The following is a 15,819-nucleotide window of genomic DNA, read 5'->3' as shown; positions in this document are numbered from 1 at the left end:
TGCAACAACTCCGCCATACCCAATCAAACGTGCGTCCAACCGGCGCACGCACAGGCCGATCACGCCCACACCGCGCCCAGCGCGGCGACGAGGAGGCAAGCATGGCGATGTCGAAGGGCAAGCGCTGGGCCATTGCCGCAAGTGGTGTGCTGCTGGTGCTGATCGTTGTCGCGATCGGTGCGTTGCAGTTCGCGCAGCGCGAAGTCAAAGAGCGCGTCACGGCGGCGCTTGGTTCATTGGGCAGCGCCGAAAGCATCCGGGTCGGCCTCACCTCCGTCCATCTCACCCATGTTCTGCTCAAGGCGCCGCCCGGCTGGCCCGCCGGTGATCCGCTACGCGCCGACGAAATCACGCTCACGCCCGATATCCGCGATCTGCTCGCGCGGCGCATGCATATTCGCAGCGTAGTGGTGCGCGGCTTCGACATCGCCGTATTGCGCAGCAAGGACGGTACGATCCGCCTCCTGCCGAATCTGCGGGAATCGGTGAACAAGTCAGACGAAGAAGCCAGTGGCGCCGCAACTGCCGCTCCCCGCGAAAAGCTGATCGACCACGTCAGCTTCGAGCAGGGCAATTTCCATTTCTACGATATGTCCGTCGGGCCACCGGCATTCAGGATGACGGTCAGCGAGGTCAACGCAACCGTCGATCACCTGCAACTGCCCGCGCTCAGCGACCCGACCACCCTCGATCTCACCGGCTCGATCAAAGGCCCGGCGCATAAGGGTACGGTCTCGTTCGGAGGCTGGATCAAGATCGCCAGCAAGGATTCGCAGACCACTACCAGACTGCGCGGCGTCGATGTCGCAATGCTCGATCCTTACCTGCTGAAGAAGGCTGGCGCGAAGACGCAAGTGACCGGCGGCACGGTCGATGTGACTGTCGAATCGACGGTGCGCAACTATCAATTGCACGCGCCCGGCACGGTGACGATCCACCAGCTGCAACTCGCCGACAGCGACAATCCGCTGGACACCTTCATGTCGATCCCAACCAAGGCCGCCGTTGCGGCGCTCAAGGCGCACAACGGCGATATCACGCTGCATTTCGTACTTGACGGCGACCTCCGCGACCCGAAGTTTTCGGTGCAGGAGGGTCTGATGAAGCGCCTCCGCGCGGGATTTGCAAACGCGCTGGGCGTGAGCGTCGAAGGCGTGGCGAAGGGCGCTGGGGAAACCGTGAAAGGCTTGGGTAACGCGTTGAAGAATCTACTTGGGCAGTAGGCCAGGCAGAAGGCTTAGACCGGCAACCCCAGCTCGCGTAATGTCGCTTCGGTTTGCGCAGCGCCCGTGTGATGCACGCCGTGCCAGCCAAGTGCCGTGGCAGCCTCGGCGTTTTTCAGATTGTCGTCGATGAAAACGAGTTCACCCGGTTCGATGCCCGGCAACTGCGCCTCGATCCGCTGATGCATGGCCGCGAAAATCGCCGGATCGGGTTTCACCAGCTTCACCGTGCCCGACACGACGATATCGCGAAACCGCCGCAGCACGGGGAAGTGCTCCCACGCATACGGAAACGTCTCCGCCGACCAGTTCGTCAGCCCAAAGAGCGGCACATGGGCCGCCTCGAGCTTTCCCATGATCGCCACGCCCTCTTCCAGCACGCCGACCACCATCTCGTGCCAGCGCTCGTAGAACGCACGGATCAGCGGTGCGTGGTCGGGAAACTTCGCGATCAGTTCGTTTGTTCCCTCGACGATGGGCTGGCCGCCGTCCTGACGGATCACCCAGTCCATCGAACAGACATGGGTCAGAAACCAGCGGCGCTCCGTTTCGTCAGGAATCAACTGACGATACAGATAGTCAGGGTTCCAGTCGATCAGCACGCCGCCGAAATCAAACACCACTGCCTTGATGGCCATGCACGCTCCCTCAGAAAGGTTGTGGCAACGAGATCAGATAGCTTGTGTACGCAACTCAAGCCACGCCTTGGCCTCGCCTGAGACATGCGGCGACAGGCGCGTGCGCACCGTCTCGTGATACGTGTTGAGCCATGCGCGCTCGTCGTCACGCAACAGCGACAGGTCAAGGCAGCGCGTATCGATCGGGCACAGCGTCAGCGTTTCGAACTTGAGGAAATCGCCGAACTCGGTTTTCTCCGCGGGCACGTTGAGCACCAGGTTCTCGATCCGCACGCCCCACTGGCCCGGCCGGTAAATGCCCGGCTCGACCGAGGTGATCATGCCTTCTTCCATCGCCGTCCACGGTTCGGCCGGCGCGTAGTGCGAAATCACCTGCGGGCCTTCGTGCACGTTCAGAAAATAACCCACGCCGTGACCGGTGCCGTGACCGTAATCGGCGCCGGCTTCCCAGATCGGCGCGCGGGCGATCGCGTCGAGCATCGGCGAACGGATGCCGCGCGGGAATTTCGCGCGCGACAACGCCATGGTGCCTTTCAGCACGATCGTGAAATCGCGCCGCTGTGCCTCGCTGACGGTGCCCACCGGCACGACGCGGGTGATGTCGGTCGTGCCGCTCAGATACTGCGCGCCCGAATCGATCAGCAACAAGCCATTGCCTTCGATCACCGAATGCGATTCATCGGTCGCGCGGTAGTGCGGCATCGCGCCGTTCGCGTTGAAGCCGGCGATCGTGGCAAAGCTCAGCGACACGAAGCCCGGACGACGCGAACGGGCTGCCGTCAGGCGCTCGTCGATTGTGAGTTCAGTGATCATTTCGCGGCCCAGCGCGCCTTCGAACCACGCGAAGAATTCGGCGAGTGCCGCGCCGTCCTGTTCCATTGTCTCGCGTACGTGCTCCGCTTCTGCCTCGGTCTTGCGCGACTTGAAGAACGTGGACGGATTGACCGCCTCGACAACCTCAACCGTGGACGGCACCGACTGCAGCGAGCCATACGTGATGCGGCGCGGGTCGATCAGCAGCGTGCTGCCGGCCGGCAGGGCGGCCAGCGCATCGGCCGCCTTGGCATACGGCTCGACACGGATGCCGTCACGCGCGAGCGCGTCGGCCAATTCTTGCGGTACCTTGCCGTCGGCGACGAAGAGCGACGCGCTCTCCGGACCGATCAGCGCGTGCGCCACGAACACCGGGTTGTAGCTGACATCGGCGCCGCGCAAATTCAAAAGCCATGCAAGGTCATCGAGCGTGGAAATGAAGTGCCACTGCGCGCCTTTCTCCGCCATGGCGCGGCGAATCTGCGCGAGCTTGTCCGAACGGGCCACGCTCGCGTGCGGCGCGGCATGCTCAAACACGGCGGCAGCGGGCAACGACGGGCGCTGCGGCCAGATCGCGTCGAACAGGTCGACGTCGGTGCGCAGCTTGACGCCGCGCGCGGTGAGCGCCTGGCTCAAAGCACGCGCCGCCGACACACCGAGCACGGCGCCGTCCACACCGACCGTGCCGCCGGTCGCGACGTTCTGCGCAAGCCATTCGAAATGCGGCGCGGTCTGCTGGCCGCCGGTCATCTTCATCAGCTGAACGCCGGTGCCGGCCAGTTGCGCGTTGGCTTGTTCCCAATAGCGGCTGTCGGTCCATACGCCGGCGAAATCGGCGGTCACGATCAGCGTGCCGGCCGAGCCGGTGAAACCCGACAACCACTGCCGGCCTTGCCAGCGGCCGGGTAAGTATTCGGAAAGATGCGGATCGGCAGAAGGCACCAGATAGGCGGCTACGCCTTCGCGCGCCATCGCATTGCGCAATGTCGCGAGCCGTTCAGGGATGGAGGAGGTTTCGGGGAGTCGGGCATTCATCAGAGTCACCTGCAAATATTCAACGACGGGAAAGCAAGCCGACCGTCACGGCAACGACGACCAACGCGATGGCGGTACATACCGGCCATTCGAGCGTGTCGCCATCATGAAAGAGACCCACCACGTTGCCGGCCATGCGCGCGACACCCGCGCCCAGCACCCCGGCAAATAGCGCCACCCACCACGGGACGCGGCTATATCGGCGCAACGGATGCAACCACCAGCCTGCCAGACCGATTACCGCACCCAGCACCAGAATTCCGGGCCACCCCATCAGCGGCAGGCCTCGCGCAGTTTCGGATTCGTCTCATGGGCGCAAGGGGCCAAGACAGCTAGCATTTTTGTCTCATTAACTATAGAGGTTCAGCACGGCGCTTTCCGCATAGCGGTTGAGTTTAGGGGTCGGGGTGATGTTAGGCAAGTTGCAAGCCTTACGAAAAAACCTGGTCCCGGTAATTGCCACGCTAAAAGCGCGCCATGCGAATCGCCCTGATCGAGCCGGACCTTCGGCACGCTACCTTGGTCGGCCGGCTGATCTTTGCCGGTGGCCATGCGTGCCAGCACTTCACCACGAGCGCACCGTTCCTGCATCGCGCCGCCGACGAATGCTTCGATCTTCTCATCACTGAAGGTTGGGCCGGCGACCATTCCGCCGAAGACGTGATCCCGCGCGCCCGCTCCATCCTGCCTGGCTTGCCGGTGATCGTGCTGCTGTCGGAGCCGCGCGAGAGCCAGATCGTTGCCGCGCTGCACGCCGGCGCCGACGACTGCCTGATCAAACCGGTCCGTGGCCCGGAAATGCTGGCGCGGGTCGACGCGCTGCTACGCCGCGCGGGTTTGCGGCGACCGCTCAACCGCCGGCTCGATACGATCGGTGGGTATGCGTTCGATGCGTCGCAGTTGGCCGTCACGTTTCGTCAGCACACCGTCGCTCTGACACCGAAGGAATTCCGTTTTGCGCTGCTGCTCTTTACCAATCTGTCGCGGCCGGTGTCGCGCGCGCATATTCTCGAAACCGTCTGGACACGCCGCCGTGACGTAAAGTCGCGCACCGTCGACACTCATGCCTCGCGCGTGCGGACGAAATTGCAGTTGCGCCCGGAACACGGTTATTGCCTGACACCGCTTTACGGCTACGGCTATCAACTCGACGCGATCCCGCCAGAGGCCGTTGTGGAGGCCGGGTGACGCGCGCAGAATGAAAGAATCGTGAAAACGCTATAATATTGGGCTAAACCATAGCTCCCCATATGCAGCTTCTAACGATCGGAATCAATCACCACACTGCGCCTGTCGCCTTGCGCGAACGCGTGGCGTTTCCGCTCGAACAGATCAAGCCTGCATTGGACACCTTCAAGAGCGTCTGGCTCGGCCGCACTGCCCGCACGGCGCCGGAAGCGGCGATTCTGTCCACCTGCAACCGCACCGAACTCTATTGCGTGACCGACGACCAGGCCGCGCGTGAAGCCGCGATCCAGTGGTTCTCGAAGTATCACAACCTGCCCGTCGACGAACTCGCGCCGCATGTCTACGCGCTGCCGCAGTCGGAAGCCGTGCGCCACGCGTTCCGCGTCGCGTCGGGGCTGGATTCGATGGTGCTGGGTGAGACGCAAATCGTCGGACAAATGAAGGATGCGGTACGCACGGCGTCTGAAGCCGGTGCGCTCGGCACCTATCTGAACCAGTTGTTCCAGCGCACCTTCGCCGTGGCGAAAGAAGTGCGAAGCACGACCGAAATCGGCGCGCAGTCGGTTTCCATGGCGGCCGCCGCTGTGCGTCTCGCGCAGCGGATTTTCGACAAGGTCTCGAACCAGCGCGTGCTGTTCATCGGCGCGGGAGAAATGATCGAGTTGTGCGCTACGCACTTCGCCGCGCATCAGCCCCGCGAGCTCGTCGTCGCGAATCGCACCGCCGAGCGCGGCACCCGCCTCGCCGAACGCTTCAACGGCCGGGCCATTCCGCTTTCGGAACTGCCCACGCGCATGCACGAGTTCGACATCATCGTGTCGTGTACCGCTTCCACCCTGCCGATCATCGGTCTGGGGGCGGTCGAGCGGGCCGTGAAAGCGCGCCGTCGCCGCCCGATTTTCATGGTTGATCTGGCGGTGCCGCGCGATATCGAACCCGAAGTCGGCCAGCTCGAAGACGTGTTCCTGTACACCGTCGACGATCTCGGCGCGATCGTGCGCGAAGGCAATGCGTCGCGGCAAGCCGCGGTTGCGCAAGCCGAGGCGATCATCGAAACACGCGTGCAGAATTTCATGCAATGGCTCGACGCGCGCAGCATCGTGCCGGTGATCCGTCACATGCATACGCAGGCCGACGTGCTGCGTCGCGCCGAAGTCGAACGCGCGCAGAAAATGCTCGCACGCGGCGACGACCCGGCAGCGGTACTCGAAGCGCTGTCGCAATCGCTCACCAACAAACTGATCCACGGTCCCACGCACGCGCTCAATCGCGCGAGCAGCGACAACCGTGACACGCTCATCGAATTGATGAGCGGTTTCTACAAACACTCCGGTTCTACGGAGCGTTAGCGGCGCAGCCACCGCCGCACCGTCCGCGCCATTCTGAGTGGCCCGCGACATGCTTCTGACCAGGGCATCTGCCCACTCCCCTAGTCGCCGTCCTTGCCGGAGTCCGCTCCGAAACCCGTCCGATGAAAACGAGCATGCAACGCAAGCTCGACCAGCTCACTACCCGGCTGGCCGAACTGAACGACCTGTTGAGCCGCGAGGACATCACCTCGAATCTCGACCAATACCGCAAGCTCACGCGTGAACACGCCGAGCTTGGGCCGGTCGTCGAGCATTACGCGCTGTGGCGCCACGCGATGAACGACGCGGCGACCGCGCAGGAACTGCTGGCGGACGTGTCGATGCGCGACTTCGCGGAAGAAGAAATTCGCACGGCGCGCGAGCGGATGGAAAAGCTCGGCTCGGAATTGCAAAAAATGCTGCTGCCGAAAGACCCGAACGACGACCGCAACATCTTCCTCGAAATTCGCGCGGGCACGGGAGGCGACGAATCCGCGCTGTTCGCCGGCGATTTGCTGCGCATGTACCTGCGCTTTGCCGAGCGCAGTCGCTGGCAAGTCGAGATGATGTCGGCGAGCGAATCGGACCTCGGCGGCTACAAGGAAGTGATCGTGCGGATCGCCGGAGAAGCGGCCTATTCCAAGCTCAAATTCGAGTCGGGCGGCCATCGCGTGCAACGCGTGCCGGCCACCGAAACGCAGGGGCGCATTCACACGTCGGCATGCACAGTCGCGGTGATGCCGGAAGCGGACGAAATCGGCGAAGTCGAGATCAATCCCGCCGATCTGCGCATCGACACGTTCCGCGCATCCGGCGCGGGCGGGCAGCACATCAACAAGACCGACTCGGCGGTGCGCGTCACGCACTTGCCGACGGGGATCGTCGTCGAATGTCAGGACGACCGGTCGCAGCACAAGAACAAGGATCGTGCGCTGAAGGTGTTGGCCGCGCGCATCAAGGACAAACAGTCGCACGAGCAGCAGGCGAAGGAAGCCGCAACGCGCAAGAGCCTGATCGGCTCGGGCGATCGCTCGGAGCGGATTCGCACCTACAACTTCCCGCAAGGGCGTCTGACGGATCACCGGATCAATCTGACGCTGTATCGCCTCGACGCCATCATGGACGGCGATCTCGACGAACTGATCGCCGCCTTGGTCAGCGAGCATCAGGCCGAGTTGCTGGCATCGCTGGGCGACGCGGACTAAGCGCGGATGGATCCGGTCACGCCCGCCGCGCTGTTGCGCGCCTCGCCACTGCCGTCGCTCGAAGCGCGAATTCTGCTCACGCACGTGCTCGGCTGGCGGCATACGCAATTGATTACGCGCAGCGACGAAGCGCTCGACGGAACGGTTGTCGAGCGATACCGCGCGCTGGAAACGCGGCGTGTCGCTGGTGAGCCAGTGGCGCAACTGGTCGGCGCACGCGAATTTTTCGGGCTTGATTTCGAAGTGACGCCCGATGTGCTGATCCCACGTCCCGAAACCGAATTGCTGGTCGAAACGGCGTTGACCGCGCTGGAAAACATCTCGCGGCCACGCGTACTCGATCTGGGCACAGGCACCGGCGCAATTGCCGTGGCGATTGCGTCGATGCGGCCCGACGCGCAGGTCTGGGCGCTGGACCGTTCCGCCAAAGCATTGGCAGTGGCCGCACGCAACGCCGCACGTCTGCTGGACACCAAACGCCCCGGCGGCACCGTGGTATTGCAGCAAAGCGACTGGTACGGCTCGCTCGACGCAGCGCCAAGTTTTGACGCGATCGTCAGCAATCCGCCGTATATCGCAAGCGGCGATCCGCATCTATCGGAAGGCGATCTGCGCTTCGAGCCGCGCGGCGCGCTCACCGACGATGCCGACGGGCTCAGCGCGATCCGCAAGATCATTGCCGGCGCGCCTACACGTTTGGCCGCCAACGGCGTATTGTGGATCGAACACGGGTACGATCAGGCGGAAGCAGTGCGCGCTCTGCTGAGCGCGCAAGGTTTTGCACAAGTCCGCTCGGAGCAGGATCTTGCCGGCATCGAGCGAATCAGCGGCGGAAAGTGGTCCGGCTGACCTCGACGAACGGCCTTAATCGCCAGGGCGACAAAGCGGCCCTCGGCCGGTCTTACCGAAATCCGCTATCATTTCAGCCTATTCCCTACACATAACGGAACCGCAAGGTCAGTCATGGACACGCAACAACGCATCAAGCAAATCGTCGACGAAAACAACGTCGTGCTCTTCATGAAGGGCACCGCTCAGTTCCCGATGTGCGGCTTTTCCGGCCGCGCCATCCAGATTCTGAAGGCGTGCGGCGTCAACGAAATCAAGACCGTCAACGTGCTCGAAGACGACGAAGTCCGCCAGGGCATCAAGCAGTTCTCGAACTGGCCGACCATTCCGCAGCTCTACGTGAAGGGCGAATTCGTCGGCGGCTCGGACATCATGATGGAAATGTACGAATCGGGCGAACTGCAGCAACTGTTCGCCGCGGCTTAAGCGGCCGCTGTCCGAACGTTTTGCTGTCTTCCGATAAGGCGCCGCGAGCCATGGAAACACGCGCTGCGGCGCCACGTCGGCTGATCGTCGCGATCACCGGCGCAACCGGCGCCATCTACGGCATCCGGTTGCTCGAGACGTTGCGCAGGCTCGGCGGCGTCGAGAGTCATTTGCTGATTTCGAGCGCGGGCTGGCTCAATATCCAGCACGAACTCCAACTGAGTAAAGAAGACGTGCATCCGCTCGCGGATGTCGTCCACTCGGTGCGCGACGTCGGCGCGAGCATCGCGTCCGGCTCGTTTGCCACCGACGGCATGGTGGTCGCTCCCTGCTCGATGAAGACGCTGGCGAGCGTCGCGCACGGTTTTTCCGACAACCTGATCACCCGTGCCGCCGACGTCACGCTCAAAGAGCGCCGCCGGCTTGTGCTTCTTGTGCGCGAAACGCCGTTCAATCTCGCGCATCTGCGCAACATGACGGCCGTCACCGAAATGGGCGGTGTGATCTTTCCGCCCTTGCCTGCTTTCTACAACCATCCCACGACGATCGACGAAATGGTCGATCATACGGTGGCGCGCGTGTTGGATCTTTTCGCACTCGGGCCGGCATTGTCGCCGGCGTGGACGGGATTGCGCGAGCCAGATTAAAAACACTGGCGACACAATCAATTCCGTTTTCACCCGTTTATCAAACGCCGGTACGCACCTATATTGATAGCAACCCCACTTTCGCGCCGCGTCCCCGCGGCGGCGTTGCTGCCATGAATCGATTACCGTCGCTTTTCCTCTCCCACGGCGCGCCTACGCTGCCGATCGACCCTTCCATGCCGTCCGCCGAATTCGGCTCGCTGTCGGCGCAATTGCCGCGTCCTGAAGCCGTGCTCATGCTGTCGGCCCACTGGGGCACGGCACAGCCGGTGGCAAGCACGTCCACGGCGCCGGAAACCATCCACGATTTCTACGGCTTCCCGCGCCAGTTGTATGAGATTCAATATCCGGCTCCGGGCGCGCCCGATGTAGCGCGCCGTGCCGCTGTGCTGCTTGGCGAGCATGGCGTCCTCACTGACGCTCAGCCGCATGGTCTTGACCACGGCGCATGGGTGCCGATGTTGCTGATGTTTCCGAAAGCCGACGTGCCGGTCGCACAGTTGTCGATCCAGCCGCACCTGGACGCGGCCCATCATTTTCGTGTGGGTCGCGCGTTACGCTCGCTGAAAGACGACGGCGTAATGGTGATCGGCTCGGGCCAGATCACGCATAACCTGCGCGCCGCCGACTTTTCCGCACGACCGGAAGACGCCGATCCGCGGGTGGCCGAATTCACCGACTGGTTCGAGGCCAGGCTCGCCGCGCACGACATCGACGCGCTGCTCGACTACCGCCGTCAAGCGCCGCACGCGGTGCTGATGCATCCGACCGACGAGCACCTGCTGCCCGTATTCGCGGCGCTAGGCGCGGCGGATGACGATTATTCGCTGGCAATCCAGTCGCTCGGAACGTATCAACGCTCGCTTGCCATGACGAATTACGTGTTCGGCACCGCTTGATTCAGCGTCAACGCGACGCCAACGAAGCGCCGTAAATAAAAAAAGCCCGCCTGAGCGACTCAGGCGGGCTTTTTTTATGCTGCACCGGACCACAACCATCCGGCGCAAAACTCAGATTCAGCGCAGCAACTTAATGTGCGCCCATGCCTTCGAGCACTTCGTCGTGCGTCTGACGTTCTTCCAGGTATTCCGAGCGATAACCGCTGTTCACGCCCCAGTAGTAGAACACCAGCGAGAAGACGGCCACCACCAGCATGTCCCAGCCGTACGGCAGGATGCCGTGACCGCCGAATTCCTTGCTGCCGATCAGCGACAGAATCGCCATAATCGGCAGGTAGGCCACGAGCCACCATGCAGCCTTCAGGTCACGCCCCCAGCCGCCGAAACCCGACTTCGCCTGGAAGTAGAAGTACACCGGCAGCGCGACGACCATCAACAGAATGATTTCGCCGGTCAGCGGCCACTTCGCCCAGTACAGAATCAGCGACGCGCACACGAAAGCGAACGGCGCAATGATCTTCATGCCCGGAATGTTCAGCGGGCGCTCCAGGTCCGTCGCTGCGCGGCGCAGCGCCATCAGGCTGATCGGGCCGGTCAGGTACGAGATCACGGTCGCGACCGAGATCACCGCCGCCAACGAGCTCCAGCCGCGGAAGAAGAACAGGAAAATGAACGACACCAGCAGGTTGAACCACATCGCCTGGCGCGGCACGCCGTAAAACGGATGTACGTTGCCGAACATCTTCGGCATCGTGTTGTTGCGCTCCATGGCGTAGATCATGCGGGTGGTCGTCGCCATGTAGGTCGTGCCGGTGCCGCTCGGGCTGACGAACGCGTCGACATACAGCAGGATCGCCAGCCAGTTCAGGTTCAGCGCGATCGCCAGTTCGGCGAACGGCGAAGCAAAGTTGAAGTGGCTCCAGCCCTTCATCACGTCGCTCGGATTCACCGCGCCGATGTACGCGATCTGCAGCAGGACGTAGATCACCAGCGCCAGCAGGATCGAGCCGATCACCGCGAACGGCACGCTCTTGGCCGGATTGCGCGCTTCACCCGCGAGGTTGATCGGGCTCTGGAAACCGTTGAAGGCGAAAACGATACCGCTCGTCGACACTGCGGTCAGCACAGACGACCAGCCGTACGGCGCAAAGGTGCTTACTTCGCCGAAGTTTTCCTTGTGGAAGCCCGTCAGCATCAGACCAGCGATCGTCGCACCCGGAATCAGGAACTTGAAGACCGTGATCGCCGAATTGGCGCGTGCGAACAGCTTTACGCCCCAGTAATTCAGCAGGAAGTAAATAATCACGAGGGCCGCGGACAGCAATAGCCCATTAGTCGTTAATGACCCGTCCACGAATAGCGCATGCGCCCATGGATACGGCCATGTACTCATATATTGAATGGATGCTTCAGCCTCGATCGGAATCACCGAGACAATGGCGATCCAGTTTGCCCAGGCGCTAATGAAGCCCACCAGCGCGCCGTGCGAATAGCGCGCGTAGCGCACCATGCCGCCGGACTCGGGGAACATCGCGCCGAGTTCCGCATAGGTCAATGCAATCGCGAGAATCACGACCGCGCCGATGATCCATGCACAAATTGCAGCCGGCCCGGCAATTTTTGCAGCCTTCCACGCGCCGAACAGCCAGCCCGACCCGATGATCGAACCCAAGCCGGTCAGCAACAGCGCGACCGGTCCGATGTTCCGTTGTATAGAACTTTTCACATCTTCTCCTGTGTCGACCAGAGTTGGCGCTTTAGCTGTCGACCGGAGTTTGCGCTTTAGCTGTCGGCCAGAGTTGGCGCTTTAGCGCTTACTCTGGCCCCATGCAAGGCACTTACTCCGGTCCCATGCAAAGCTCTTACTCTGGTCCCATGCAAGTTTGCAGCAGAACTATGCCGGCACCGCGTGACATCGCTTGTAGCGTTGAGGACGGGGTGACGCGCATGCCTTCGCGACGGCGCATTCCAATCAGGTGCAACCGTCGTGCGGCGCGTAGTTTAACGGTTGCACCCGCACGATGCAGCGAAACCAAGGGTTCTCCCTGGCAAAATTTTCGGACGAATGGAAAGATTTGTAAGCAATTTCTACGCCAATCCGTCAAAAACTTGTAAAATTGGGATGAGAGTGTTGACCTTCTCCCGAAATCGCCGTATAACGTTCGGGCAGGATTTCAAGCGGCGAGTGAATTGGTCTTTCGTAGTTCGCCCATCAACGGTACTCCGGTTGGTCCCATTACCCCCTTCCTTGATTTTCATGCGCACCCATTGGGCTTCGGCCTTATTTACCATCTTTAGGAACAAGTAATATGGAAACCGGTACCGTCAAGTGGTTCAATGACGCAAAGGGCTTTGGCTTCATCACGCCGGACGGCGGTGGCGAAGATCTGTTCGCGCATTTCTCGGAAATCCGCACGGAAGGCTTCAAGACGCTGCAAGAAAACCAAAAGGTTACGTTTGAAGTGAAGACGGGCCCGAAGGGCAAGCAAGCTGCTAACATCAAGCCGGTGTAAGCAAGCACGCTTCCTTCTGGACGCAAAAAACCCCGCCTCGGCGGGGTTTTTTTATATCGATCGCTTCTGCATGTGGTGATTATCTTCGCAGTATGCAAGGGTTTAGTTTGGTTATCCGAACAGACGCCGCGCGTGAATACCGAGACCTGTTGCAACGCTGGCAAGACGGTCGCCGAATACTGCTTTGGCATCCGGAAATGCCGCCGCCAATGCACCCGATAAAAATGCTAATCCGGTCGAGCCGCCGGTGAAGTAAATCGCGTTGACGTCGCGCGGCGCCACGCCGGCTGCCTGCACCGTGTCGCGCGCCGCCTGCACGATGCGCTGCGTCTCGTCCTGACCGGCCTTGATGAGTTGCGCTTCGTCGAATGCGAGGCGCAGGTCGTCTTCCACCTCGTCGAGGTCGATCACGGTCTCGCCGCCCGCCGCCACGCCGATCTTCGCCTCTTCGGCATGAGCGGCCAATGCATGGCCCAGGCGGCGCTCCACGACGCGCATCAGGCGGTCGTGATGTTTGATCTGGGTAAATAGATGCCGCATGAGCGCGAGCTCGCTGACGCGCTTCGGTGCGTAGACGGTGTTGATCAGATGCCAGGTCGCGAGATCGAAATAAATACGGTTCGGAATCTCACGGCCTTCAGGGTCGAGTGCCTGATAGCCTAGTTCGCGCAGGATTGTCACCAGCTCGACACGACGGTCGAAATCGGTCCCTGCGACGTGCACGCCGTGGTGGGCCAGGACGTCGTCTTTGCGCTCGACGCGCTTCATCCGCTCCGGCCCTACCCGCACCAGCGAAAAGTCCGACGTACCCCCGCCGATATCGGCCACCAGCACGAGCCCCTCTTCCGTCAGATGCGATTCGTAGTCGAACGCGGCCGCGATCGGCTCATACTGAAAGTGAATCTCCCGCAAACCGACTGACCGCGCCGCCGCTTCGAGCTGCTGCTGCGCCATCTGGTCGGCGCGCGGATCGTCGTCGACGAAGAACACCGGGCGGCCCAGCACGGCGCGGCTGATCGGGGCGCCGGTGCTCTTCTCGGCCGAGCGTTTCAGGTGGTCGACGAAAATCGCGATGATGTCCGTGTACTTGATCGCCGAGCCGTCGCCGAGATCGGTCGAATTCTCGGCGAGCGGCGAGCCGAGAATACTTTTCATCGAGCGCATCAGACGGCCGTCGAAACCGTCGATGTACGCCGCCAGCGCCGAGCGCCCGAACTCGCGGGTGTTCTCGTCGGTGTTGAAAAAGACGGCGGTCGGCAGCGTCGTATAGGCGCCCTCGACCGGCGCAAGCTTAAGCGCGGCGCCGTCTGGGACGGCTACGGCCGAATTGGAAGTACCGAAGTCAATCGCGCAATAGTTCATGGCAGGAATCGCCGCTCACGGCTGGCGCGGACAGAAAGGGGAGCGGCTTTGTATCACGAAAGCCCAATTAGCATCAACTGACGCTTTTCGGGATGCCCGCGACAATGTCCCAAATCCGCTCGACGGAACAAAAATTGCTGAATTCGACAGGATACGCCACCAAATTTCAGTAATCAGGAGACTTGCAGCAATGAGCGCGCCGCCTACCGCCGTTGTCCACGAGAAAAACGCCGCCGTCATTGAAACCGACGTGCCCTCACGGCTCGACCGTTTGCCGTGGGGGCGCTTTCATTCGCTGATCGTCGTCGCGCTGGGCGTGACGTGGCTGCTGGACGGTCTCGAAGTGACCCTGGCGGGCGCCGTGGCAAGTGCGTTGAAATCTAGCCCATCGTTGCGCTTTACCAACGCCGACGTGGGCCTCGCCGGCAGCGCTTACATTGCGGGCGCGGTGCTCGGCGCGCTCGGCTTCGGCTGGCTGACCGACAGGCTCGGCCGTCGCAGGCTGTTTTTCACCACGCTCGCGGTATATCTGGCCGCCACCGCGGCAACCGCCTTCTCGTGGAATCTCGCCAGTTTCCTGCTGTTTCGCTTTCTCACCGGCGCAGGCATCGGCGGCGAATATACCGCGATCAATTCGACGATTCAGGAGTTCACGCCCGCCAGGGTGCGCGGCTGGACCGATCTCGGCATCAACGGCACTTTCTGGGTCGGCGCGGGACTCGGCGCGGCGGGTTCGCTGGTCCTGCTCGATCCGAATCTGCTGCCGGGCGACTGGGGCTGGCGCGCCTGTTTCTTCATCGGCGCGGTGCTGGCGCTGGGGATTTTGCCCATGCGTATCTGGGTGCCCGAAAGTCCGCGCTGGCTGCTGACGCACGGCGGCGAGCGCGAGGCGCGCTCGATCGTCGACGGTATCGAAACGCGCTTTCGCCATGCAGGCCATGCCCTCGCCGACGACGGCCTCACGCGCTTAAAACTGCGGGCGCGCGGACACACGCCGCTGCGCGAGGTGTTTCACACGCTTTTCAATGTGCATCGGCAGCGCGCGCTGGTCGGCCTGTCGTTGATGACCGCGCAGGCGTTTTTCTACAACGCGATCTTTTTCACCTACGCGCTGGTGCTGACCGATTTCTATCGCGTGCCGGGCCACCATATCGGCTGGTATCTGTTGCCATTCGCGCTCGGCAATTTCCTTGGACCGCTCGTGCTCGGCCGGCTCTTCGACGTCATCGGACGGCGCAAGATGATCGCGTCGACTTACGCGCTGTCCGGCATTCTGCTGACGTTAAGCGGCTACCTGTTCGAGCAGCAGATGCTCACCGTCGTGACGCAGACGATCGCGTGGATGGTGGTCTTCTTTTTCGCCTCGGCGGCGGCGAGTTCGGCGTATCTGACCGTCAGCGAATCGTTTCCGCTGGAAATCCGCGCGCTGGCAATCGCGGTGTTCTACGCGTTCGGCACAGCGCTGGGCGGCGTCATCGGTCCGGCGTTCTTCGGCCGGCTGATCGATACGCATCAGCGCAGCGAGGTGTTTTTGGGCTATCTGGTCGGATCGGGGCTGATGCTCGCCGCTGCGGTGATCGCCGCGATCTGGGGCGTCGATGCGGAGCGCAAGTCGCTCGAGCATGTTGCCACGCCGCTTTCGAGCGTTGCGGATGACGTGGAATAAAAAACG

At 62.2% G+C, this 15,819-nt stretch carries 15 protein-coding genes; 10 read left to right on the top strand and 5 right to left on the bottom strand.

What is annotated here, in order from left to right; translation table 11 throughout:
* The first annotated feature begins 101 nt into the window (after positions 1–101).
* Positions 102–1,223 (top strand): DUF748 domain-containing protein, encoded by a 1,122-nt coding sequence (locus B0G76_RS00835; protein ID WP_120296121.1) that lies wholly within the window; start codon positions 102–104, stop codon positions 1,221–1,223.
* Positions 1,224–1,237: 14 nt separating this feature from the next.
* Here the strand turns inward: B0G76_RS00835 and B0G76_RS00830 are convergent, their stop codons facing one another.
* From B0G76_RS00830 to B0G76_RS00820, 3 genes are read right to left on the bottom strand one after another with little or no spacing between them, the layout of a single operon-like run.
* Entirely contained in the window at positions 1,238–1,861 is a 624-nt protein-coding gene (locus tag B0G76_RS00830) for an HAD family hydrolase (RefSeq protein WP_120289316.1), read from the bottom strand.
* 33 nt (positions 1,862–1,894) lie between these two features.
* Positions 1,895–3,709: an aminopeptidase P family protein gene (locus B0G76_RS00825; RefSeq protein WP_120289315.1), complete on the bottom strand. Its 1,815-nt coding sequence runs from the start codon at positions 3,707–3,709 to the stop codon at positions 1,895–1,897.
* A 19-nt stretch (positions 3,710–3,728) separates the two neighbouring features.
* Positions 3,729–3,983 (bottom strand): hypothetical protein, encoded by a 255-nt coding sequence (locus B0G76_RS00820; RefSeq protein ID WP_120289314.1) that lies wholly within the window; start codon positions 3,981–3,983, stop codon positions 3,729–3,731.
* Positions 3,984–4,186: 203 nt separating this feature from the next.
* Between B0G76_RS00820 and B0G76_RS00815 the strand changes: the two genes are divergently transcribed.
* From B0G76_RS00815 to B0G76_RS00785, 7 genes are all read left to right on the top strand, one after another.
* Complete coding sequence (locus B0G76_RS00815) at positions 4,187–4,897, top strand: response regulator transcription factor (protein ID WP_120289313.1); 711 nt, start codon at positions 4,187–4,189, stop codon at positions 4,895–4,897.
* 62 nt (positions 4,898–4,959) lie between these two features.
* The gene (gene hemA, locus B0G76_RS00810; protein ID WP_120289312.1) at positions 4,960–6,246 is read left to right on the top strand and encodes a glutamyl-tRNA reductase; all 1,287 of its coding nucleotides are present in this window, start codon (positions 4,960–4,962) and stop codon (positions 6,244–6,246) included.
* A gap of 122 nt (positions 6,247–6,368) precedes the next feature.
* The gene (prfA, locus tag B0G76_RS00805) at positions 6,369–7,451 is read left to right on the top strand and encodes a peptide chain release factor 1 (RefSeq protein ID WP_120289311.1); all 1,083 of its coding nucleotides are present in this window, start codon (positions 6,369–6,371) and stop codon (positions 7,449–7,451) included.
* 6 nt (positions 7,452–7,457) lie between these two features.
* Positions 7,458–8,300 carry a peptide chain release factor N(5)-glutamine methyltransferase gene (gene prmC, locus B0G76_RS00800; protein WP_120289309.1) on the top strand — a complete coding sequence of 281 codons (843 nt, stop codon included), beginning with the start codon at positions 7,458–7,460 and terminating at the stop codon, positions 8,298–8,300.
* 114 nt (positions 8,301–8,414) lie between these two features.
* Positions 8,415–8,726: a Grx4 family monothiol glutaredoxin gene (gene grxD / locus B0G76_RS00795; protein ID WP_120289307.1), complete on the top strand. Its 312-nt coding sequence runs from the start codon at positions 8,415–8,417 to the stop codon at positions 8,724–8,726.
* Between the two features lie 50 nt (positions 8,727–8,776).
* Positions 8,777–9,373 carry a UbiX family flavin prenyltransferase gene (locus tag B0G76_RS00790; protein ID WP_120289305.1) on the top strand — a complete coding sequence of 199 codons (597 nt, stop codon included), beginning with the start codon at positions 8,777–8,779 and terminating at the stop codon, positions 9,371–9,373.
* 113 nt (positions 9,374–9,486) lie between these two features.
* Positions 9,487–10,272 carry a class III extradiol ring-cleavage dioxygenase gene (locus B0G76_RS00785; protein ID WP_120289303.1) on the top strand — a complete coding sequence of 262 codons (786 nt, stop codon included), beginning with the start codon at positions 9,487–9,489 and terminating at the stop codon, positions 10,270–10,272.
* Between the two features lie 130 nt (positions 10,273–10,402).
* On the opposite strand, the gene B0G76_RS00780 is transcribed toward B0G76_RS00785, so the two are convergent.
* On the bottom strand, positions 10,403–11,998 hold the full coding sequence (locus B0G76_RS00780) for an APC family permease (protein WP_120289301.1): 1,596 nt from the start codon (positions 11,996–11,998) through the stop codon (positions 10,403–10,405).
* Between the two features lie 583 nt (positions 11,999–12,581).
* Here B0G76_RS00780 and B0G76_RS00775 point away from each other — a divergent pair.
* Positions 12,582–12,785, top strand: a complete 204-nt coding sequence (locus B0G76_RS00775; RefSeq protein WP_007180251.1) for a cold-shock protein — start codon at positions 12,582–12,584, stop codon at positions 12,783–12,785.
* A gap of 111 nt (positions 12,786–12,896) precedes the next feature.
* Here the strand turns inward: B0G76_RS00775 and B0G76_RS00770 are convergent, their stop codons facing one another.
* Positions 12,897–14,147 carry an Hsp70 family protein gene (locus B0G76_RS00770; protein WP_120289299.1) on the bottom strand — a complete coding sequence of 417 codons (1,251 nt, stop codon included), beginning with the start codon at positions 14,145–14,147 and terminating at the stop codon, positions 12,897–12,899.
* Positions 14,148–14,337: 190 nt separating this feature from the next.
* Here B0G76_RS00770 and B0G76_RS00765 point away from each other — a divergent pair, with 190 nt between their 5' ends.
* A complete protein-coding gene (locus tag B0G76_RS00765) occupies positions 14,338–15,813 on the top strand; it encodes an MFS transporter (RefSeq protein ID WP_120289297.1) in 1,476 nt (491 codons plus the stop codon).
* The last annotated feature ends 6 nt before the right edge of the window (positions 15,814–15,819 follow it).

The sequence above is a fragment of the Paraburkholderia sp. BL23I1N1 genome, assembly GCF_003610295.1.
Classification (GTDB): domain Bacteria; phylum Pseudomonadota; class Gammaproteobacteria; order Burkholderiales; family Burkholderiaceae; genus Paraburkholderia.
This window is presented reverse-complemented; position numbering and strand designations above follow the sequence as displayed.